At 70.4% G+C, this 20,186-nt stretch carries 19 protein-coding genes; 11 read left to right on the top strand and 8 right to left on the bottom strand.

What is annotated here, in order from left to right:
- Positions 1 to 3: 3 nt before the first annotated feature.
- Both AC3ZJJ_RS02305 and AC3ZJJ_RS02300 read left to right on the top strand, forming a co-directional pair.
- The gene (locus tag AC3ZJJ_RS02305; RefSeq protein ID WP_489893659.1) at positions 4 to 438 is read left to right on the top strand and encodes an SMI1/KNR4 family protein; all 435 of its coding nucleotides are present in this window, start codon (positions 4 to 6) and stop codon (positions 436 to 438) included.
- A gap of 4 nt (positions 439 to 442) precedes the next feature.
- Positions 443 to 931 (top strand): HIT family protein, encoded by a 489-nt coding sequence (locus AC3ZJJ_RS02300; RefSeq protein WP_489893658.1) that lies wholly within the window; start codon positions 443 to 445, stop codon positions 929 to 931.
- 178 nt (positions 932 to 1,109) lie between these two features.
- Here the strand turns inward: AC3ZJJ_RS02300 and AC3ZJJ_RS02295 are convergent, their stop codons facing one another.
- From AC3ZJJ_RS02295 to AC3ZJJ_RS02285, 3 genes are read right to left on the bottom strand one after another with little or no spacing between them, the layout of a single operon-like run.
- Complete coding sequence (locus AC3ZJJ_RS02295) at positions 1,110 to 2,207, bottom strand: polyprenyl synthetase family protein (protein ID WP_489893657.1); 1,098 nt, start codon at positions 2,205 to 2,207, stop codon at positions 1,110 to 1,112.
- On the bottom strand, positions 2,200 to 3,543 hold the full coding sequence (locus AC3ZJJ_RS02290; RefSeq protein ID WP_489893656.1) for a geranylgeranyl reductase family protein: 1,344 nt from the start codon (positions 3,541 to 3,543) through the stop codon (positions 2,200 to 2,202). The genes AC3ZJJ_RS02295 and AC3ZJJ_RS02290 overlap by 8 nt, the downstream gene beginning before the upstream one ends.
- Before the next feature lie 18 nt (positions 3,544 to 3,561).
- On the bottom strand, positions 3,562 to 4,335 hold the full coding sequence (locus AC3ZJJ_RS02285) for a demethylmenaquinone methyltransferase (RefSeq protein WP_489893655.1): 774 nt from the start codon (positions 4,333 to 4,335) through the stop codon (positions 3,562 to 3,564).
- Positions 4,336 to 4,512: 177 nt separating this feature from the next.
- Here AC3ZJJ_RS02285 and AC3ZJJ_RS02280 point away from each other — a divergent pair, with 177 nt between their 5' ends.
- The 4 genes from AC3ZJJ_RS02280 (at position 4,513) to AC3ZJJ_RS02265 (ending at position 8,462) form a co-directional block, all read left to right on the top strand.
- On the top strand, positions 4,513 to 5,763 hold the full coding sequence (locus AC3ZJJ_RS02280; RefSeq protein ID WP_489895649.1) for an isochorismate synthase: 1,251 nt from the start codon (positions 4,513 to 4,515) through the stop codon (positions 5,761 to 5,763).
- Between the two features lie 163 nt (positions 5,764 to 5,926).
- Entirely contained in the window at positions 5,927 to 6,718 is a 792-nt protein-coding gene (locus AC3ZJJ_RS02275; protein ID WP_489893654.1) for an ABC transporter substrate-binding protein, read from the top strand.
- Positions 6,719 to 6,859: 141 nt separating this feature from the next.
- A complete protein-coding gene (locus AC3ZJJ_RS02270; protein WP_489893653.1) occupies positions 6,860 to 7,654 on the top strand; it encodes an amino acid ABC transporter permease in 795 nt (264 codons plus the stop codon).
- Between the two features lie 10 nt (positions 7,655 to 7,664).
- Positions 7,665 to 8,462, top strand: a complete 798-nt coding sequence (locus AC3ZJJ_RS02265; protein ID WP_489893652.1) for an amino acid ABC transporter ATP-binding protein — start codon at positions 7,665 to 7,667, stop codon at positions 8,460 to 8,462.
- Positions 8,463 to 8,492: 30 nt separating this feature from the next.
- On the opposite strand, the gene menD is transcribed toward AC3ZJJ_RS02265, so the two are convergent.
- The 3 genes from menD to AC3ZJJ_RS02250 all read right to left on the bottom strand — a co-directional run bounded on the left by menD (position 8,493) and on the right by AC3ZJJ_RS02250 (position 13,812).
- Positions 8,493 to 10,382, bottom strand: a complete 1,890-nt coding sequence (gene menD / locus AC3ZJJ_RS02260; RefSeq protein WP_489893651.1) for a 2-succinyl-5-enolpyruvyl-6-hydroxy-3-cyclohexene-1-carboxylic-acid synthase — start codon at positions 10,380 to 10,382, stop codon at positions 8,493 to 8,495.
- A gap of 142 nt (positions 10,383 to 10,524) precedes the next feature.
- Positions 10,525 to 12,705 (bottom strand): PhoX family protein, encoded by a 2,181-nt coding sequence (locus AC3ZJJ_RS02255; protein ID WP_489893650.1) that lies wholly within the window; start codon positions 12,703 to 12,705, stop codon positions 10,525 to 10,527.
- Between the two features lie 90 nt (positions 12,706 to 12,795).
- A complete protein-coding gene (locus AC3ZJJ_RS02250; RefSeq protein WP_489893649.1) occupies positions 12,796 to 13,812 on the bottom strand; it encodes an o-succinylbenzoate synthase in 1,017 nt (338 codons plus the stop codon).
- 62 nt (positions 13,813 to 13,874) lie between these two features.
- Between AC3ZJJ_RS02250 and AC3ZJJ_RS02245 the strand changes: the two genes are divergently transcribed.
- Together AC3ZJJ_RS02245 and AC3ZJJ_RS02240 are read left to right on the top strand one after the other, a co-directional pair.
- Positions 13,875 to 14,810: a phosphatase PAP2 family protein gene (locus AC3ZJJ_RS02245; protein ID WP_489893648.1), complete on the top strand. Its 936-nt coding sequence runs from the start codon at positions 13,875 to 13,877 to the stop codon at positions 14,808 to 14,810.
- A gap of 252 nt (positions 14,811 to 15,062) precedes the next feature.
- Positions 15,063 to 16,964 carry an FAD-binding monooxygenase gene (locus AC3ZJJ_RS02240; RefSeq protein ID WP_489893647.1) on the top strand — a complete coding sequence of 634 codons (1,902 nt, stop codon included), beginning with the start codon at positions 15,063 to 15,065 and terminating at the stop codon, positions 16,962 to 16,964.
- 21 nt (positions 16,965 to 16,985) lie between these two features.
- Here AC3ZJJ_RS02240 and AC3ZJJ_RS02235 read toward each other — a convergent pair whose 3' ends face one another.
- Positions 16,986 to 17,657 (bottom strand): DNA alkylation repair protein, encoded by a 672-nt coding sequence (locus AC3ZJJ_RS02235; protein ID WP_489893646.1) that lies wholly within the window; start codon positions 17,655 to 17,657, stop codon positions 16,986 to 16,988.
- Positions 17,658 to 17,812: 155 nt separating this feature from the next.
- Between AC3ZJJ_RS02235 and AC3ZJJ_RS02230 the strand changes: the two genes are divergently transcribed.
- The 3 genes from AC3ZJJ_RS02230 to AC3ZJJ_RS02220 all read left to right on the top strand — a co-directional run bounded on the left by AC3ZJJ_RS02230 (position 17,813) and on the right by AC3ZJJ_RS02220 (position 18,985).
- Complete coding sequence (locus tag AC3ZJJ_RS02230) at positions 17,813 to 18,169, top strand: GNAT family N-acetyltransferase (protein ID WP_489893645.1); 357 nt, start codon at positions 17,813 to 17,815, stop codon at positions 18,167 to 18,169.
- Positions 18,166 to 18,510 (top strand): YnfA family protein, encoded by a 345-nt coding sequence (locus tag AC3ZJJ_RS02225; protein WP_489893644.1) that lies wholly within the window; start codon positions 18,166 to 18,168, stop codon positions 18,508 to 18,510. The genes AC3ZJJ_RS02230 and AC3ZJJ_RS02225 overlap by 4 nt, the downstream gene beginning before the upstream one ends.
- Before the next feature lie 172 nt (positions 18,511 to 18,682).
- On the top strand, positions 18,683 to 18,985 hold the full coding sequence (locus AC3ZJJ_RS02220; RefSeq protein ID WP_489893643.1) for a hypothetical protein: 303 nt from the start codon (positions 18,683 to 18,685) through the stop codon (positions 18,983 to 18,985).
- Positions 18,986 to 18,989: 4 nt separating this feature from the next.
- On the opposite strand, the gene AC3ZJJ_RS02215 is transcribed toward AC3ZJJ_RS02220, so the two are convergent.
- On the bottom strand, positions 18,990 to 20,186 hold the full coding sequence (locus tag AC3ZJJ_RS02215; protein ID WP_489893642.1) for an MFS transporter: 1,197 nt from the start codon (positions 20,184 to 20,186) through the stop codon (positions 18,990 to 18,992).

Genomic DNA, 20,186 nt, shown 5'->3' with positions numbered 1-20,186 from the left:
GGCATGGCTGAGATGTTCGTTGAGAAGTTCCGTTCCCTGGTTCCGCAATACCTGGACGATGTCTGGGTCCCCGAGGACGGGTTGACCGAAAACGAGCTCGACGACGCCCTCGACGACGCCGGGGTCGAGATCCCGCAGGCTCTGCGCGAGTTCTACCTCGCCTTGGGCGGCTGCGAGGACCTGATGGAGGCCTACTACTTCGTGTGGGATCCCGAGGAGCTGGAGATCGAGGACGGCTTCCTGCTGTTTATGGAAGACGAGGACGAGCAGTACGTCTGGGGCATCCGCGAGGACCAGCTGGACATCCCCGACCCGATCGTGCACCGGCGCCACAACGTGCGGGGCGTGTGGAAGAGCGAGGAAGGCACGTTCAGCGAGTACATGCTGGACATGTTCACCTGGGTCTTCGACGAACTCGAGCCCGAACTGGAGAACTAGCGCCGTGTCCGCCGCGGGAACCTGGCCCAGCCATGCTCCCGCCGGATACGTTTGCCCCTTCTGCGAGCTGCTCGCCGGCGGCCCGCTCTCGGAGACAAACCTCTGCGCGCCCAGCGACCTGGTGTACCGCGACGAGGACATCGCCATCATCATGGCCTGCGACGGGTTCGGCTCGCACGGCGGCCACGCGATGGTTATTCCCGTGCGGCATTTGGAGACCCTCTACGAGCTGGACGACCGGGTGGCCACGGCCATCATGCTGGCCACGCGGCGCATCGCGGTGGCCATGAAGGACGCGTGGGAGCCGGACGGCACGTCCACCCGCCAACACAACGAGCCCGCCGGCAACCAGCACGTCTGGCACTATCACCAGCACGTGTTTCCCCGGTACCACGGCGACGAACTCTACCGTCAGCTCCGCCACCGCGTTGCGGTCGAGGACCGCGCGCGGAAGGCGGCGGAACTCCGCGACGCCCTGGACCGGTCGCGCTAGGCCGCGTCCTGCTCCCGCCCGCTTAGGCCCGGCCCACCCCGCGCCATGCCCGCTCTCGTGGATCGGTCCGAACCAAAGCCGGCTCGGACGGGCCAAAGCCGCTCAGGCGCTCAGGACGGGCGGCGGGGGCGTGAGGGCCGCGCAGCCCGGGCCCGGGCGTGTCCGCCGCGCGGCGGGCCTAGAGTTCGCGGGTGACGACGGCGTCGGCGAAGGCGGCCAGCGACGTCTTGACCGGCCCCTCGGGCAGCGGCGCGAGGGCCGCGCGGGCGTCGTCGGCCCACTGGCGGGCGACGGCCCAGGCGCGTCCGGTCACCGGGTGGCTTCCCAGCGCGGAGACGGCCGCGGCGAGTGCCTCGTCGGACTCGAGGTTGCCGTCCACCAGTTCCAGCACGGCGGACGCCGAGGCGTCGCCGTCGGCGGCATCCTGGCGCAGGAGCAGCACGGGAAGTGTGGGAACGCCCTCGCGCAGGTCGGTGCCGGGCGTCTTGCCGGACCGCACCTGCGCGCCGGTCACGTCGATCACGTCGTCGGCCAGCTGGAAGGCCACGCCGACCTTTTCGCCGTAGTCGCGCATGACCTCGCGCCACTGTGCCGCGCGGCCGAACAGGACGCCGAACACTCCGGCGGCGGAGAGCAGCGACGCGGTCTTGTCGGCGAGGACCTGCAGATGGTGCCCGACGGCGTCCTCGCCCTCGCGTGGACCGATCGACTCGTGCAGTTGGCCCAGGCACAGCCGCTCGAATGTGCGGGCCTGGATGTTGACCGCGTCCGGTCCCAGCTCGGCGCCGATCACGGAGGCGCGCGCAAAGATCAGGTCGCCGGTCAGGATGGCGACGGAATTGCCCCACACCTCGTGGGCGGTGGGTGCTCCCCGGCGATAGGGCGCGGAGTCCATCACGTCGTCGTGGTAGAGCGTGGCCAGGTGCGTGAGTTCGACGACGGCGGCGGCCTTGATGACTTCCGCGTTGACGCCGTCTCCCAGCAGGGAGGAAAGGATCACGAGCATGGGGCGGATGCGCTTGCCGCCGGCCTCGACGAGGTGCCGGCTGGTCCGGTCGATCAGCGGATCCGAGTTGGCCACGGCGTCGCGCAACAGTTTCTCGACGCGGGCCATGCCCTGGGAGATGGCCGGCCCGAACCCGGGATCCTCGGCGACGGCCCGGAAGCCCGGCGGCAGGTTGATGCCTGCCGCCAGTGCGGCGGTCTCCGGGTTCAGGTCCACGTTCTCCGGAACGCCATGTCCGGCGGTGGTCCAGTTGGTCTGGGAATCAGTCAAGGTTCTTGGACTTACTTTTCGTCGGTGCGGGGCGGCCACCGTCTCTCGCGCGGGGCGGACGCTGGTTGCTGGTGGGGGGAGCCAGCCTCTCCAGTACATGGATCACTCTATCCTCAAACGACTTGCCGCCCTCGTCCGTGAGGTTCGCGAGCATCCGCACCACCATCCGCATCAGCGCGGGGGTGCCCATGCCGGCCCGGAGCGCGAGCCGCATGACCGTGGGATTCCCGATCAGGCGCGCGAACACGCGCCCCAGCGTGAAGTGGCTGCCCCACTTGCCGCGGACCACGTCCGCGTAGGACGCATAGACCGCGTCACGGGAGGCACGGGTGGCGCCGCGCGCGCCGGACTCCGCGTCGATGACCAGCTCGGTCGCGTAGCGTGCGGACTCCATGGCGTAGCTGATGCCCTCGCCGTTGAACGGTGAGACCATGCCTGCCGCGTCGCCCAGCAGCAACATTCCGGGCGAATAGTGCGGCGTGCGGTTGAAGCCCATGGGCAGGGCCGCCCCGCGGATGCCGCCCACCTGGTTTTCGGCGTTGAAGCCCCACTCGGCGGGCATCCCGGCCGTCCAGTCGCGCAGTACCTGCCGGTAGTCCAGCTTGCCGAACTCCTTCGACGAGTTGAGGATCCCCAACCCTACGTTCGACGTGCCGTCTCCGACGCCGAAGACCCAGCCGTAGCCGGGCAGGGGCTTGCCGGCGCCGTCGGGAAGCTCGAGCCAGCCCTCCATCCACTCGTCCGTGTGCCGCGGCGACGTGAAGTAGGTGCGGTAGGCGACGCCGAGCGGCCGGTCGTCCCGCTTTTCGTACCCCAGGCTCAGCGCCGTGCGGGTGGAGTTGCCGTCGGCGGCCAGCACGATGTCGGCGGTGAAGTCGCGCGTCTCGCCGGTCTTCCGCCCGTCCGCGTCCAGCACGTTGGCGCGGGCCCCGACGACGCGGCCGCTCTCGTCCCGCAGTGCCTCGGTGACGGCGTGGCCCTCGTGCAGTTCGGCTCCCGCCGCCTGGGCGTGGCGGGCCATCGCCTCGTCGAAACCAAGCCGCGTCCGGATCAGCCCGTAGTCGGGGAAGTCGCCGAGTTCGGGCCACGGCAGCTCGATCGAGCGGCCTCCCGCCACGAGCCTGAGCCCCTTGTTCTTGCGCCACCCGTCCTCCTCGAGGTGCGGCAGGCCAAGCAGCCGCATCTCCCGAACGGCCCGCGGGGTGAGGCCGTCGCCGCACACCTTTTCGCGCGGGAACGACGTCTTCTCCAGGACGGTCACCTCGACGCCGGCACGCGCGAGGTGTGTGGCGGCGGTGGACCCTGCCGGACCGGCGCCGACAATCAGTACAGACACGTTGGGAAACCCGCTCCCCTAGAGGACACGCCGCGAGGCGTGGTGGCGCAGGTATTCGGACGCTTCCCCGTTGCGCTCGGCATCCGCCCCGGCACCGCCGCCGGGCTTGGTCGCGCGGTGGACGGCCACGATGCCGCCCGAGAGGTTGCGGTAGCGGCACTCTTCCCAGCCGGCCCCGCCGATCCACGCGGCCAGCCCGTCCTGGTTGGGCCAAGCTCGGATGGACTCCGCAAGGTAGACGTATGCCGTCGGATTGGAGGCCACCTTGGTGGCGATCGCGGGGAGCGCGCGCATCAGGTACTCGGTGTAGACGGTGCGCCACGGGGCGAACGTCGGGTGGGAGAACTCCGCGACCACCAGCGTTCCGCCGGGCTTGGTGACCCTATACATCTCCGCGAGCGCCTTCTTCGGGTCGGTGACGTTGCGCAGCCCGAAGCTGATGGTCGCGGCGTCGAAGCTGTTGTCCTCGAACGGGAGGTTGGTGGCGTCACCGGCGACGAAGTCGATGTCCGGGCGGCGGCGCTTGCCCACGCGCAGCATGCCCAGCGAGAAATCGCAGGCCACCACGTGGATGCCCGCGTCCGCGTAGGGCTCCGAGGACGTGCCGGTGCCGGCGGCCAGGTCCAGCACCCGCTGCCCGGCCTTTGCGCCCACCGCGTCGACCACGATCCGGCGCCAACGGCGGGTCTGGCCCACCGAGAGGATGTCGTTCACAACGTCGTAGCGGGGCGCGACGTCGTCGAACATGGCTTGGACTTCTTCGGGACGCTTCTCCAGCGATGCACGGCTCACCCGCCCATTGTCGCAAAGTTCGGCCGTGGTGGGAAAAGCCGGGTCCCCGCGCGCCGGGAGTAGGCTTGGGGCACCATGAAGATCGATTTTCCGGGCTCCCCCGCGCCGTCCTCCGGCGCGCAGGTCGGCCTCCGCGCCACGCCGGCGCTGCGCAGCATCACCTTTGCCCGCCCACCGATGAGCGAACACGGCCTCCTCGACTACGTGGTCCGCGACGACGCCCTCGTGTGGGGCCGGCGCGGCAACGGAATGGTCGGGTTTGGCGAGGCGGCGCGCTTCGAGTCCAGGGGGCCCGAGCGCTTCGCCGAGGCGCGCGCCTGGTGGGGCGGGACGCTCGCCGGCGCGGAGTCCACGGACAACGTCGGCATTCCGGGCACCGGCCCCGTCGCCTTCGCCTCCTTCTCCTTCTCCTTCACCAGCGCGCGTTCCTCGCGGATGGTCGTCCCGGAGATCGTGGTGGGACGCCGGGACGACGCCAGCTGGCTGACCTACACCACGGCGGACCCGGACGCCGAGCTCAGCGTGCAGGCCGCCGAGGAGCGGCTGGCCGTCCTGCTGGACGACGTCTCCGACGAACACGAACTCGGGGAGGGCGGCGACCGGCTCGTCCCGGGCGAGGTGTCCGAAGGCGACTACCGCGAGCGGGTGGCAGCCGGCGTCCGCGCCATCAACGCGGGACTCCTGACCAAGCTGGTGCTGGCCCGGGACGCCGTCGCCGAGCTCGCGGCCCCGATCGCCGTCGCCCAGGTGCTGCGCGAACTGGCGTTGAGGTACGCGGACTGTTGGACGTACTCGATGGACGGCCTGATCGGCTCGACGCCGGAGATGCTGATCCAGGTGGAGGGCAAGACGGCAAGGGCGCGGGTGCTCGCCGGGACACTGGACCGCGCCACGGCGCCGGCCGGCGACGCGGGCTACGCGCGCCGGCTCCTGTCCGGCGACGAGAAGCAGCGCCACGAGCACAGCCTTGCGATCGACTCGCTCACGGAGCAGCTGGGCCCGCTGGTCTCCGGCATGGTCGCGCCGGACGAGCCCTTTGTCCTGGAGCTGCCCAACGTGTGGCACCTCGCGTCCGACGTCGAGGCGCAGCTGAGCGTGCGCGGCGACGGCTCGGCCCCGAGCGCGCTGGACCTCGCGGAAGTGCTCCATCCGACGGCGGCCGTCTGCGGAACGCCGACGAAGGCGGCAGGCGCCCTGATCCGCGAACTCGAGGGCATGGACCGCGGCGCCTACGCGGGCCCCGTGGGCTGGGTGGATTCGGCGGGCAACGGCGAGTTCGGAATCGCGCTGCGCGGCGGCGTGGTGGAGTCCCCCACGCGCATCCGCCTCTACGCCGGCTGCGGGATCGTGGGGGCGTCCGACCCGGACGCGGAGCTGGCGGAGTCGTGGGCAAAAATGCGGCCGATGCGCGAGGCGCTGAACCTCTGAGCCCGGCCCGCAGTAAAGTTTTTGTAACGGCCGGCGATTGTTTACGCCGGATCTACTCCTGTAGCCTGTGATGCATATCTCATAACCGCGTTGCGGCCCGGGCTAGAATGACCGTGCTGACCCAGGCTCCGCCCGTTCACCACCCAGAAGGACACGTAACCACATGCGGATCAATCCGAAATTCACCAAGGCACTTGCCGTCACCGCCATCGCCGGCCTGTCCCTGACCGCCTGCGGCGGCTCCAACGACGAGCCGGCCGCGAGCGGCTCGGAATCCGCCATCTCCCTGGTCAACGAGGGCCAGCTGACCGTCTGCTCCGACATCCCGTACGAGCCGTTCGAGTTCGTCAAGGACGGCAAGAACGTCGGGTTCGACATGGACATCGCCGCCGAGATCGCCAAGGACCTGGACGTGGAGCTGAACGTCATCGACTCCTCCTTCGACGCCATCGAGTCCGGCCTCTTCGCGACCCAGTGCGATGCGGCCATCTCCTCCGTGTCCATCACGGAGCCGCGCAAGGCCAACATGGACTTCTCCGAGCCCTACATGGACGACGACCTGACGCTCGTCGCCAAGGAGGGCTCCGGCATCACGGACATCGAGTCGGCCAAGGGCAAGCGCGTTGGCGTGCAGCAGGCCACGACCGGCGCCAAGTACGCGCAGGACCAGGGCCTCGACGCCACGCAGTTCGAGGACGGCGGCCTTCAGGTCGAGGCGCTGAAGTCCGGCACCATCGACGCCGCGCTGGGAAACCAGTCGATCCTGGGCTACGCCATCAAGGACAACCCGGACTTCAAGCGCGTCGCCGACTTCACCACCGGCGAGCAGCTCGGCGTCGCCGTCAAGAAGGGCAACACCGCCCTCCTCGAGTCCGTCAACGGGACGCTCAAGCGACTGACCGACGACGGCTCCATGGCGAAGTACACCGCCACCTGGTTCGGCGAGACCGAGTAGCACCCGCGGTGGCCGGCGCACCCCGCGCCGGCCGCCGACCCTCACGTTCGGGCCCCATCCCCCGGCACCGGCATGCGCCCGCCCGGGCGTCCACACCCGAGTTACCCCCGGGCCGGCAAACCTAATGGAAGGCATTCCCCCATGGCCCTGACCGTCCGCCAGCGATCACGGATCAGCCAGATCGTCCAGCTAGCGCTCCTCGTCGTCGTCGTCGTCGTCCTGGTGCTGAACCTGGACTGGGAGGTGATGAACCGCTCCTTCTTCAACTTCGGTGCGCTGGCCCCCATGTTCCCCGACCTGATCGTCGTGGGCCTGAAGAACACGATCTTCTACACGATCATCTCGTTCGCGCTCGGCCTCACGCTCGGCCTGCTGCTGGCACTCATGAAGATGTCCAGCTTCCTCCCCTACCGCTGGCTGGCGACCGGCTACATCGAATTCTTCCGCGGCATCCCCGCGATCCTGGTTCTGATCGCCTTCGGCTACGGCATCCCCAGCGCGTTCCCGGGCACCATTTGGCCGCAGCCGGTTGTGGTCATGGTGGCCCTCGGCATGGTGGCCTCCGCCTACATCGCCGAGACGCTCCGCGCCGGCCTGCAGGCCGTGCCGAAGGGACAGATGGAGGCCGCCCGTTCGCTCGGCATGCCGGCCTGGCGCGCCATGGTCACGATCATCATCCCGCAGGCGTTCAAGATCGTCCTGCCGCCGCTGACGAACGAGGTCATTCTGCTGACCAAGGACTCGTCCCTGGCGTTCATCCTCGGGGCCATGGCCAGCCAGTACGAGCTCACCAAGTTCGGGCGCGACGGCATCACCAGCCTCGGCGCCGGCATCACGCCGCTGATCGTGGCGGGCGCCCTGTACCTGGTCATCACCGTCCCGCTGAGCCTGCTGGCTCGCAAGTTCGAAGCCCGCACCGCGCGGACCAAGCGATAGGCACCCAGACATGAACGAGACGGCCAACACCGAGTCCCCCTCCGAATTCAAGGCAGCCGGCGTCAACATCGTGGGCCTGCGCAAGTCCTACGGCTCCAACGAGGTCCTCAAGGGCATCGACCTGGAGGTCGCGCCCGGCGAGGTGGTCTGCCTCATCGGCCCCTCGGGATCCGGCAAGTCGACCCTGCTGCGCTGCGTCAACCTGCTCGAGCAGCCCAACGGCGGCACCATCCACGTGGCCGGGTTCGAGGCAACCGATCCGGACATCGAGCTGGACAAGATGCGCCGCAACGTCGGCATGGTCTTCCAGCAGTTCAACCTGTTCCCGCACCTGACCGTGATGCAGAACTGCACGGTCGCCCAGACCAAGGTGCTCAAGCGCTCGGCTGCCGACGCCGAACGGACGGCGCAGAAGCACCTGGACAACGTGGGCCTTTCCGACTTCGCCGGCCGCTTCCCCGACCAGCTCTCCGGCGGACAGCAGCAGCGCGTGGCCATCGCCCGGGCCCTGTCCATGGACCCGCAACTGATGCTCTTCGACGAGCCGACGTCGGCGCTCGACCCGGAGACGGTCGGCGAGGTGCTCTCGATCATGCGCCAGCTGGCGAAGGCCGGCATGACCATGCTGGTCGTCACGCACGAAATGGCGTTCGCCCGCGAGGTCGCCGACCGGGTGGTCTTTATGGACGGCGGCGTTGTTGTGGAGGAGGGCACGGCCAAGGAGGTCATCGGCAACCCCCAGCAGCCCCGCACCCAGGACTTCCTCCGGCGCGTCCTGGATCCCACGCACGTGGACGTCCAAGACTAGCCGCGCCGGCCGCGCGACGAGTCGGGCGCGCTACGGGGAGGGAGCGGGGGCCAGCGCCGCGGCCAGTGTCCGCTCCGCCGCCGGCGCCACGGCCCGGCCCACGGCGGCCGCGACGCGGCGGTGCAGGCCCCGCACGTCGGACCGGTCCACGGCCACGTCGATGATGCGGCGCCCGCCCCGTCCCCGTTGCCCCGCGGACTCCGAGTCGCCGGCGTTGGAGCCGAGGACCGCCCGCAGCGCGGCGGGTTCCGCGACCCTCACGTAGTCCACGCCGTACGCCGCGGCCAGCCCCTCCAGGCGCACGCCGTGCGGTGTGCCGAAGAAGCGTTCGACGGCGTCGCCGTAGTGGCCCGATTCTGCCACGGCCCCGTGCTCCAGCGTGGAGAAGATGGCCCCGCCGCCGTCGTTGAGCACCACGATGTCCAGGTCCGGCTCCGCGTCGCCCCGGCCCAGCAGCAGGCCGCCGACGTCGTGGAGGAATGTCACGTCCCCGACCAGCAGCGTGGTCCGCTCGCCGCCGGCCGCGCCAAGGGCGATTCCCGTCGCGGTCGCGAGCGCCCCGTCGATGCCGGCGAGCCCGCGGTTGGCGAATACGCGCGCGGCGGGCGCCCCGGCCGGTTCGCCCGCGAGGTCGGCGTCGCGGATGGGGTTCGAGGATCCGAGGACCAGCAGCCCGGTGGCCGCGGCCCACACCTCGCGGGCCAGCAGCAGGCCCGTGGCTCCCTCCCCCTTCAGCACTTCGCCGATGGCTTCCGACGCCGCTCCGCCGGCCTCCCGCCACGCCTCCAACCACCCGTCCGCTCCGCGCCCCGAGAAGCGGATGAGGTCCTCGGGGTCGTCGATGATGCGCTCGTTGCGGTGGCCGGCGTCGAACCAGGACACCGGCTCCGGCACGTAGAGTGCGGCCGGGACGCTGGCGTTGGCCAGGAGCCGGGCAATCGGCCGGCTGAGCGTGGGCCGCCCGAACACGACCACGCGCTCAATCGCCGACTCGAAGGCCGGGACCAGCAGCCGGTAGGGACCGATCGCGTTGGGGCCGAAGCGCGCGTTCGAACTGGGCTCCGCCAACAGCGGGAGGCCGTGCCGGCGCGCGAATTCCTCGGCGACGGGCCCGGCGTCGTGCCCGGCGACAACCACGGTGCGCCGCGCCGGCAGGTCGTCGGGCTCCGCGTCGTGCGTCGCGGCGGCGGGGACCACGGGGATCGGCTTGGTGCGCGTGTCCTCTTCCCCGGCCACGGGACCACGCGCCGAAGGGTCCGCGCCCTCGTCGGAACGGCGCGCGGCGGTCCCGAGCCGGTCAAGCGGGCCCGGCACCAGCGGCTCGCGGAAGGCGATGTTGACGTGGACGGGCCCCGGAGCCGCCACGTGCACGCTGACGCCCTCGATCCCGCCCAGCCCGTGGAGCTCCCCGCGGCCGTCGGACACGGCGATGCCTTCCGCGGCCAGCAGCGCCCGGCGGAGTTCCGGCGCCGGGTCCTCTCCGGCCGGTATGTCGACTCCGATGCGCACGTGGGTTCCGAAAAGGCCGACCTGGTGGGTTGTCTGGTTGGCGCCGGTGCCCCGCAGCTCCTCGGGGCGGTCGGCGCTGAGCACCACCAGTTGCGCCCCGGCGTGGTTGGCCTCCATCACCGCGGGCATCAGTTCGCCGACCGCGGTGCCCGACGTCGTGACGACGGCGGCCGGCCGGCCGCTGGCCAGCGAGAGGCCGAGCGCGGTGAAGCCGGCGTCGCGCTCGTCGATGCGGACGTGGACGCGAAGGGCTCCGCGGGCCTCCGATTCGGCAATGGCGTAGGCAAGCGGCGCGCTCCTCGAACCGGGGCAGAGAACCACCTCCCTGACTCCGCCGTCCTCCAGCGCGTGGACCGCGGAGCGGGCGTTCTCGAGGGCGGTCGGTCCGTCGGTGGTGCCGGGAATCCTCATAACCCCATCCTAGGCACGGGCCGGGCGTCCGCGGCGGCAAGGCGGCGGACGCCCGGACGCGGTGGGCGCCCCCGTCCGGAGAGGCAGCCGGTCGTTGGACCGGCGGCCGCGGGGAAGGGGGCGCCCTGTGGCATGGTCCGGACTAGCCGTTCCGGCGGGTTCCGTTGCCCTTGCCGGTCTGCGTGTCGCTCCCGCGCCCGGCGCCCTTGGCGCGTTCGTTGCGCGCCGAGTGGCCCTTGCCGCGGTTGCCGCTGGTGGAGAAGACCTGGACCACGGAGGGGCGCGGGCCGTACGCCTCGCCCCTCTTTTCCCTGCCGGACGCGGAGACGTAGTCGGGGAACAGCGAGTACGGCTTGGCGTACGAGCCGCCCTCCCCCGGGTGCTGGACGGCGACAAACACGGAGTCGTCCCGGTCATGGATCAGCGGGCCGCAGGTCTCCGCGCCGGCCGGGACGGCCAGGAACTGCTCCACGCGTCCGCGGTTCCTGCCGGTCAGCGTGACCTTGTGGAGCGCGTCGCAGTAGCCGATGGTGCCGGGCTGGCCGTCGGTGGAGATCCAGAGGTTGCCCTTGGAATCGAACGCCAGGTTGTCCGGGCAGGCGATGGGCGAGACCTTGTTCGCAGGGTAGCCGGAGAAGTACAGCTCCGACGCCGGCGCCTTCGGGTCGCCGCAGAGCAGCAGGATGTTCCAGCCGAAGGTCAGCGCCGCGGCGTCGTTGCGGCGCTCGGTGAGCTCGATGACGTGGCCGTCACGGTTGGCGGTCTTGCTCTCAAGTCCGGCACGTGGGTTCGGCTCGTCGGCGCCGGCCTTCTTGCCGGCCTTTCCGCGGTCCGTGTTGTTGGTCAGGGCGATGTAGAGCTTCCCGCTGGTCGGGCTGGGCTCCACGTCCTCCGGGCGGTCCATCTTGGTGGCGCCGACCTTGTCGCCGGCGACGCGCGTGTAGACGAGCACCTCGTCGACGCTCATGCCGGGCACCTTGGACTTGCCCCCGACCACCAGCGGGATCCACTTGCCGGAGCCGTCGAACGCGCCGTCGGACGGCAGCTCCCCGGAGCCGTCGACCTCGGCGGCCGGCGAGTTGCCGGAGAACTGGGCGACGTACAGGTCACCCTCGGAGAGCAGCGTCATGTTGTGGCGGCGGTTCCCCGGCTTGTACTTGTTCTTGGAGATGAACTTGTACACGTAATCGAAGCGCTCGTCGTCGCCGGAGTAGGCCACCACGCGGCCGTCATTGGCGATGCGGACGTTGGCGCCCTCGTGCTTGAAGCGGCCCAGGGCCGTGTGCTTGACCGGGGTGGACTCCGGGTTCTGCGGATCGATCTCGACGATCCAACCGAAGCGGTTGACCTCGTTCTCGTAGCCCTCCTTGCCGGAAAAGCGCTCCTCGATCTCCTCCCAGCCGCGCTCCGTGGCGCCGCCGGAGAGGCCGTAGCGCGCGTCGTGGGCGGCGCCCGAGGCCGTGAAGTACTGGTTGAAGTTCTCCTCGCCGGACAGGACGGTGCCCCACGGCGTGGTGCCGCCGGCGCAGTTGTTCAGCGTGCCCAGGATCCTCCTGCCGGTCCGGTCGTCCCTGGTCTTGAGCAGATCGGAGCCCGCGGCCGGGCCGTCGACGGCGAACGGCGTGGACAGGGTGATGCGCCGGTTGCGCTCGGCCCCGCGGACGTAGTCCCACTTCTGCCCGGCCTTCTTGCGCTGGACCTCGACTACGGAGAAGCCGTGGGCGGCCATGGCGATGCGGCGGGCCTCGTTGATGTTCGCGGCGTACCAGGCCTGGTCGAACATCAGGTCCTCGTTCGTGTATTCGTGGTTGGCCACCAGGACGCCGGTGCGCCCGTTGCCGCCGTCGGCGATGATGTTCAGGTAGTCGTTGTTGTAGCCGAACTGGCCGGCCTGGGCGGCCTCGGACTGGTTGCTGATGTCGAAGTCCGGCGTGCGCCTGAACAGCGGGTCGCCCCAGCGGATGATCGGCGCCCAGTCGTAGCCCTCGGGAACCGTCATGGTGTCGACCGTTCGCTCGACGGGCGCGATCGCGGTGAAGGAGAGCTTCCCGCCGCCCTTGCCGAAGCCGCCGAAGTCGGCGCTCGCCTGCGGAGCGGAGCCGAGGTCGGTTCCGATGACCACCGCGGCGGCGGCGACGCCGGACAGGCCCAACATTGCGCGGCGGGACAGCGCCGCGTCGGCGATGTCGCGGAAGTAGTTGTTCCCGGACGTGTTGCACACGTCCTTGGCGCATGCGTTCCCGCACTTGAAGTGGCAGGTGGCCGCGGAGCGGTTGCCCCGGGTGTGGCCCAGCATGGGCAGGAACTTGCGGTCGGTACTCATTGTGGCTGTCCTCCGGTTGGTCGGGCGTGTCCCGTGAGAACCTTTACACCCGCAGGCAACAGGGAGTATGCCACCGGGTAAACGGCCGCACTACCCGGATGTCACCAAAAGTTCATGGCAGCGGCGTAGCCTTTCGAGCCACCAGTCCCGGCGCTCCGCCGCCGCCGCATGCCGGCCCAACAGGCCGGGATCGGCGGTCACCGGATGGATCGCGAGTGCGCCGCCGCGCGCCTCGTAGCGTTCGGCGGCCACGTCCGCGGCGAAAAGGGACACCGTTCCAAGGCCGCACGCGTACGGCAGTTCCGGCAGTGCCGCGGCCAGGGCCGCCCCCGCGCGCGTCCCGATCGAAGAATCCAGCGCGGAGCTGACGACGGCGGGAAGCCCGGCCTCGGCCACGATCCTCAGGGCGCGGCGCACCCCGCCAAGGGGCGGGGCCTTGACCACGATCAGGTCTGCCGCGTCCGCGCGGGCCACGGCCAGCGGGTCCGACTCCTTGCGCACGGACTCGTCGGCCGCGATCGGGACGTCCCAGCCGCGGCGCACCACTTCCAGCCGGAGGCGCCGCAGGCCGTCGATGCCCGCAACGGGCTGCTCGGCGTACTGCAGGTCGAACGGGGCGAGGGCCTCCAGCGCCGCCAGCGCCTCGTCGTGGGCCCAGCCGGCGTTCGCGTCGATCCGCAGCGCGGCCCCCGGCAGCAGGCGGCGGACCTCCGCGACGCGCGCGACGTCGTCCCGAAGCGTTTGTCCGCGCTCGGCGACCTTGATCTTGACCGTGTGGGCGGCGTCGAAGGCCGCGAGGATCCCCTCGACGCCGGACGAGCCGACGGCGGGAACCGTGGCGTTCACGGGCACCGAGTCGCGGACCGGTGCGGGGAAACCCTTCCACCCCGCCTCGATGGCGCAGGCCAGCCAGGAGGACGCCTCGGAGTCGTCATATTCCGTGAAAGGCGAGAACTCGGCCCAGCCCGCCGGACCGTCCAGCAGCAGGACCTCGCGCTCCACCACCCCCCGGAAGCGGACCCGGAGCGGCAGCGACACCACGTGCGCCCGGTCCAGCAGCTCCCGGACGTCGGGCAGGGGGTTCCCGGACTGCCGATGCTCGCTCATACACCCACTGTATCGACGCGGGCTACAGGCATTTCACAAGCGCTTGTGGCACTCTGGAGCGGATGAACGAGACAAGCGTGCGGCGGACTGCCGGCAACGGTTCCCACAGCGCCGCACGAAACCCGCTGCTGTGGATCCTCGGGATGCTCTGTGTGGCGGCCGCGTTCGGCGTCGCGTATTGGGCGTTTGTCCTGACGGCCACGGGGCAGCAGGCGGACAACAACGCCCTGCGCGGAGCGATCGCCTACCTGGACGCGGACACCGCTCGCCGCCCCGCGCTCGCGCTCCTGGGTGAGCTTCCCACGGTCTCGGCAGGCATCGGCCTGCTCGCGCTGGCGCTTGCGGCCGCCGTCCGCCGGAGCCTGTTCGCGCCCGCGGTGGCGGCCCTCGCCTTCGGCGCGGCCGTGCTCAGCTCGCAGGTGCTCAAGCTCGTAGTCCTGGACCGGCCGGACAAGGACATCTCAGAGGCGACCGTCAATTCGTTCCCGTCCGGGCACAGCACGTTCGCCGCGGCGTCCATGGTGGCCGTGTTCCTGGTGACGTCTCCGCGTTGGCGGCCGCTGGTCGCCACGGGCGGCGGACTGTACGCGGCCCTCGCCGGCAGCGCCACCTTCGTCCTGGGGTGGCACCGGCCGGCCGACATCCTGGCCGCCTACCTGCTGGCCGTGTTCTGGGGGCTGTTGGGCGGGTTGGTCATCCTCCGCCGCCAGGCGTCGTGGAACGTGTGGCGGGGCTCCTCCGACCACTGGGCGTCCGCCCGCGCCTGGGTGGCGGTGCTATGGATCCCCGGTGTTGTCTCGCTGGGCGGCGCCGCGGCCGCCTACTGGTTCGTCGCCCACGCCCGCGGGGAGACCGGGACCGAAGGACTGGGGTGGTACCTGGTCGCCGGGGTGCTGCTGATCGTGGGTTCGGCCCTGTTCCTGTTCGGGCTGGGCAGCGCCTTCTTCTCGAACCAGACGCGCGCCCCACAAACCACGCGGCGCCGCCCCCAACGCTGAGCCCTTGGGCCACGACGTGGGCCCCGGGTGGCGACGCTCCGCGGCGCCCTCGCGCGGGCGGTCACGCCGGACGACGTGCTGACCCGACGGGCCAGCCGATGCCCGCCCTCCCGTGCGGAACCACCACTTGTTACCTGCGTCATATGGCCGTACAGTTTTCCCTAGCCATCCGGTGTCCGATTATCGAACGTAGAGTTCTAATATAGAACACGCGTTGCGGCGGCACAGACCACAAAGAAGTGAGGAAAGCCCGTGCAGTTCCACCACCACGGATACGTATCCGGTGACCCGCGCATCCAGCCGGCGTCCGGCGTCGGAGTCGATCGTCCCCGAGAGCTCCCCGACGAGATGGACGTCCTCATCGTCGGCTCCGGCCCCGCGGGCATGCTGGCCGCGGCCCAGCTCGCGCAGTTCCCGGACATCACCACGCGCATCATCGAGCGCCGCCCGGGCCGCCTGGAGATCGGCCAGGCGGACGGCATCCAGGCCCGCAGCGTGGAGACCTTCCAGGCCTTCGGGTTCGCCGAGGAGATCACCGCCGAGGCCTACTGGATCACCGAGATGGCCTTCTGGCGCCCCGACATGAAGGAGCCCACGAAGATCGTCCGCGGCGGTCGCGCCAAGGACGACGAGGCGGGCATCAGCGAGTTCAAGCACCTGATCGTCAACCAGGCCCGCGTGCTGGACTATTTCGCCAGGGTCGCCCTCAATTCCCCGTCCCGCCTCACCCCGGACTACGGCTGGGACTTCCGCTCGCTCGCGGTTGCCGACGAGGGCGAGTACCCGGTCACGGTGACGCTTGTGCGCAGCGCGGGACCGGACGAGGGCAGCGAACGCACCGTTCGCGCGAAGTACGTCGTCGGATCGGACGGCGCGCGCAGCAAGGTCCGCTCGGCGATCGGCTGCACGATGGCGGGAGACAGGGCCAACCACGCGTGGGGCGTTATGGACGTCCTCGCCAAGACCGACTTCCCGGACATCCGCACCAAGTGCGCGATCCAATCGCACGACGGCGGCTCCATCCTGTTGATCCCGCGCGAGGGCGGGCACCTCTTCCGCATGTACGTGGACCTCGGTGTGGTTCCCGAAGACGACAACGGCAAGGTGCGCCAGACCTCGATCGAGCAGATCATCGCCAAGGCCAACCGGATCATGAGCCCCTATACGGTGGAGGTGCGCAACGTCGCGTGGCACAGCGTGTACGAGGTCGGCCACCGGCTCACCGACCGCTTCGACGACGTCCTCCCGGACCAGGTGGGCGTCCGCACCCCCCGCGTGTTCATCACCGGCGACGCCTGCCACACGCACTCCGCGAAGGCGGGCCAGGGCATGAACGTGTCCATGCAGGACGGCTTCAACATCGCATGGAAGCTGGGCCACGTGCTGGAGGGCCGCAGCCCGGAATCTCTCCTGTCCACCTACTCCGCCGAGCGTCAGGTGGTGGCCAAGAACCTGATCGACTTCGACAAGACATGGTCCACGATGATGGCCAAAAAGCCGGAGGAGTTCGAGGACCCTTCGGAGCTGGAGGACTTCTACGTGCGCACCGCCGAGTTCCCGGCCGGCTTTATGACGGAATACACGCCCTCGCTCATCGTCGGCGAGGCCGCGCACCAGGAACTTGCCGCGGGTTTCCCAGTGGGGAAGCGCTTCAAGTCCGCCCGCGCCACGCGGGTTTGCGACACGAACCCGCTCCACCTGGGACACCAGGCGCAGGCGGACGGCCGATGGCGCATCTACGTCTTCGCCGACGCGGCGCTGCCGGGCGAGGACTCCCCCACCACCGCGCTGGCCGGGTGGCTCGCCACCGCGCCGGACTCCCCGCTGGCGGCCACGCCGGAGGGCGCGGACACCGACGCCTGGTTCGACGTGAAGGTGGTCTACCAGCAGCGGCACGAGGACATCGACATCAACGCCGTGCCCGCCGTGTTCAGGCCAGAGGTCGGCCCGTTCGGGCTGACGGACCTGGAGAAGGTGTTCGGGACCGTGCCGGGAGACGACATCTTCGACGTGCGCGGCCTCTCCCGGGACGGCGTTGTGGTTGTCGTCCGGCCCGACCAGTACGTCGCGGATGTGCTCCCCCTGACCGCGACGGCGGAGCTCGGCGCGTTCTTCGCGCCGATCCTCACCGGCCGGCACGCCCACCAGGCCTGAGCCGCCGCCGGGGTGGCGCGCCTAGGCCCCGCCCCGGCGGCCCACCATCTCGTTGATCCAGCTCGGCGCGTACGGGGACGTGCAGTTCGGCGGTGTCGGGTAGTCCTTGAGCACCCCGAGCCGCTCGCCGATGTCGAGCGCTCTGGCGCGGTGGCCGGCGTGCTCGATGCCGATGAACGCCAGCGTGTGGTTCATCGCCCACTGCAGGCGCTCGGGGGCGTCCCCCATCTGGGCCTCGATGGTGTCCAGCAGGACCGGCAGATCGAGCCCCTCCGGCTTCTTGGCCACCCGCTCGCTGGTCAACGCCCAGCCGGCGCTGGCGACGACGGGATCGGCGTCCGCGGTCCACGCGGTGCGCAGGTCCTCGGCGTGCGGGCTCTTCTTGACCACATAGTTCACCAGCCAGTCGTGGACCTTGGGCGCGCGGGCCTCCCGAAGCATGGCGTCGAGCTCTCCGCGCCCGAACAGTTTCGGCCGGCAGACCAGCAACGCGACAAGGCGCGCGGCGGTGTCGTCCGTCGCCCAGAGCTGGCGTGCGAGCTCGTGCTGGGTCCTGAGCCGCTTGGCCAGCGCTCGCAACTGCGTCAGGTTCACCCCGTGGTCGTCGCCCCGCTTCAGGTTCGCCTGGCGCATCCTGGGGTCCTCGATTTCGGCCAGTTCGGCAAGAATCCCGTCCACGGTCGTCCCATTCATACAACGCTCCCAATCCTCGGCATCCTGGGCTCCAGCCTACGACGGCGGGGCACCGCACGCCCTGCCCGCCCGGTGCAACTAGGCTGGGCGCAGGCGGTCGTGCCGCCACACTCGCGTCACGCCCAGCCCCCGCCCAACATCCCCGAGGAGAGACCATGGCCACCGAGTCAGCCATCACCGTCCGTGCCAACGGCGCACGCCACCGCCACGAACTCCTCGACGGCGAGGCCGTCATCGGCAAGGCGCACTGGCTCCACCTCGATCACACGCCCTCCTCGGAGCGGATTTTCTACCACACCACCGTCGACGACGCATACGGCGGGCGGGGGCTCGCCTCAAAGCTGGCCCGGTTCGCACTGGACGAGACGGTCGGGGCCGGCCTGAAGATCGTCGCCCTCTGCCCCTACATCAAGGCCTACGTCCGGAAGCACCCCGAGTACCAGGCGGAGACGGCTCCGGTGAGGCCCGAACATCTGGCCGCCGTCCAGGCGGCCACCGGAACCGGCACGTGACGGTCCTGCGGTCCGTCCTGCTGTTCGCCCTGGCCGCGGTGGCCGAGATCGTCGGAGCGTGGCTCATCTGGCAGGCCGTCCGCGAGGACCGCTCCTGGTGGTGGGCGGGCCTGGGCGTGATGGCGCTGGGCGTCTACGGATTTGTGGCGACCCTGCAGCCGGACGCCAACTTCGGCCGCATCCTCGCGGCCTATGGCGGCGTCTTCGTCGCGGGCTCGCTGGCTTGGGGCGTGGTCTTCGACGGTTTCCGCCCCGACCGCTGGGACGTGGCGGGATCCATCGTTTGCCTGGTGGGGGTTGCGGTCATCATGTTCGCGCCGCGCGGGCAGGTCGCCGCCTAGCCCCTCCGAGCGTCCGCGGGGCCAAAAGCTTCGAGTGTTCGAGTGTCCGCGTGTCCGAAAGTGACGTTGCCCGTCGACGCCCGCCCGGGGTTCCCCCGACCACGGGCGCCGTCCTACAGTGGGGCCAGGTCGAGCAAAGGCCGCCCGTGTCGATCCTGGGAGGCGCGCCCGAATGGTTCACGAACTACATCTCCGGATCAACATCGACCTCGACCGCCCGGCGGCGGAAGTCATCGTCAACGGCCACCTCACGCCGGACGGCGTCAAGGAACTCGTCCCCGTACTTCGCCGGACCCTCGGGGTGGTGGCGTGCGGAGTCGTCGTCAACCTCAACCCCGCCAGCCACATCGAGCCCGACGCGCTAGACCTGCTCCGGGGCATCGCCCCCTATATCGGCACCCCGCACGAACCGGACCACCAGCGCATCCTGATCGAGTACGACGGCGGGCGCGCCGCCGCGGGGCAACGCAATTGAGTCCCTAGCGCGGCGGGCGGGTGCGCGGGATGAAATAGCCGAAGACGGCGGAGCCCACGAACGCAAGCGCCGCCACCGCCCACACCCCGGACGCCAGCGAGGCCAGCCCGGTCACCAGGGCCAGCACCACGGGCCCGGCCATGGTCCCGGCGTCGGACAGCAGCCTCCACAGGCCCAGGAACTGCGGCCGCCCGGGCGTGGGCGAGTGGTCCGCGCCGAGCGTCATCACGATGCCGGAGCCGATCCCGTTGCCGAACCCCAGCAGCATGGCCACCAGCAAGAGGGTCCATGCCTGGTGCGTGAAGGGGAGCAGGACCAGCGCGGCGCCCATCACGGCGAGACACGGAACCGCCACCCAGGCCCGGCCCCTGCGGTCCATCACCTTGCCGGCAGGGTAGAACACCAGCATGTCGACCGCGCCGGAGATCCCGTACACCACGGACGCGGCCGCGGGGTCCAGGCCCAGCTGCTCCGACCACAGCGGAATGACCGCCTGGCGCGTGGAGCGCACCGCGGAAATCAACAGTACGCCGATGCCCAGGGTCGCCAGTGTTCGCCAATGCTCGGCAGCGATGGAACGCATGGTGGGTCCCGGGGCGGCAGCATCCACGGTCCCCGCCCCCGTGCTTCCGCGCCCGGCAAGTTCCGGGATCCGGATGCAGACGATCGCCGCGGCGACCATGGCGGCCAGGCCCACCCAGTAGGCACCGGCCAGACCGAGCCACACCATAAAGGCGGCGGCGACGAACGGACCGATGAACACCCCGATCCGCATGGTCCCGCCCAGCGTGGACATGGCACGCGCGCGGTGGCTGACCGGCACCGCCTCCGCAAGATAGCTTTGCCGCGCCAGGTTGAAGACCGACCCGGCCATGCCGATCATCAGGATCCCGCCGGCGTAGAACGCAAGGTTGGGTGCCGCCAAAGAGAGCCCCATGCCCAGGGTCGCCCAACCGGCCGCGCCGATCATGGACAGGCGCTCGCCGAAGCGGGCGGTGATCAATGCGGCCGGCACGTTGGTGATCAGCGATCCGACGCCGACGAGTGTGATGACCAGTGCCGCGGCGGCAATGCTGGCCCCGTGCCCGCGGGCACTGAGGGCGATCACGGGCACCACGGCACCGAGGCCCACGGCGTAGAGCAGCGAGGGCGCGTAGACGCGAAGGCCGATGTCCCTCAGCCTGAAGCCCTCGTCCGCCAA

It is taken from the genome of Arthrobacter sp. AOP29-A2-19, assembly GCF_058138025.1.
The sequence above is the reverse complement of the archived record's forward strand: the minus strand, read 5'-3'. Positions and strand labels throughout refer to the sequence as shown.

What these genes read in the sequence shown, in the direction of transcription:
- AC3ZJJ_RS02305 (WP_489893659.1), top strand. Translation starts at nt 4, where the DNA reads ATGGCTGAGATGTTCGTTGAGAAGTTCCGTTCCCTGGTTCCGCAATAC.
- AC3ZJJ_RS02220 (WP_489893643.1), top strand. Translation starts at nt 18,683, where the DNA reads ATGGTTCACGAACTACATCTCCGGATCAACATCGACCTCGACCGCCCG.
- AC3ZJJ_RS02245 (WP_489893648.1), top strand. Translation starts at nt 13,875, where the DNA reads ATGAACGAGACAAGCGTGCGGCGGACTGCCGGCAACGGTTCCCACAGC.
- AC3ZJJ_RS02250 (WP_489893649.1), bottom strand. Translation starts at nt 13,812, where the DNA reads ATGAGCGAGCATCGGCAGTCCGGGAACCCCCTGCCCGACGTCCGGGAG.
- AC3ZJJ_RS02265 (WP_489893652.1), top strand. Translation starts at nt 7,665, where the DNA reads ATGAACGAGACGGCCAACACCGAGTCCCCCTCCGAATTCAAGGCAGCC.
- AC3ZJJ_RS02280 (WP_489895649.1), top strand. Translation starts at nt 4,513, where the DNA reads ATGAGCGAACACGGCCTCCTCGACTACGTGGTCCGCGACGACGCCCTC.
- AC3ZJJ_RS02270 (WP_489893653.1), top strand. Translation starts at nt 6,860, where the DNA reads ATGGCCCTGACCGTCCGCCAGCGATCACGGATCAGCCAGATCGTCCAG.
- AC3ZJJ_RS02230 (WP_489893645.1), top strand. Translation starts at nt 17,813, where the DNA reads ATGGCCACCGAGTCAGCCATCACCGTCCGTGCCAACGGCGCACGCCAC.
- menD (WP_489893651.1), bottom strand. Translation starts at nt 10,382, where the DNA reads ATGAGGATTCCCGGCACCACCGACGGACCGACCGCCCTCGAGAACGCC.
- AC3ZJJ_RS02275 (WP_489893654.1), top strand. Translation starts at nt 5,927, where the DNA reads ATGCGGATCAATCCGAAATTCACCAAGGCACTTGCCGTCACCGCCATC.
- AC3ZJJ_RS02255 (WP_489893650.1), bottom strand. Translation starts at nt 12,705, where the DNA reads ATGAGTACCGACCGCAAGTTCCTGCCCATGCTGGGCCACACCCGGGGC.
- AC3ZJJ_RS02235 (WP_489893646.1), bottom strand. Translation starts at nt 17,657, where the DNA reads ATGAATGGGACGACCGTGGACGGGATTCTTGCCGAACTGGCCGAAATC.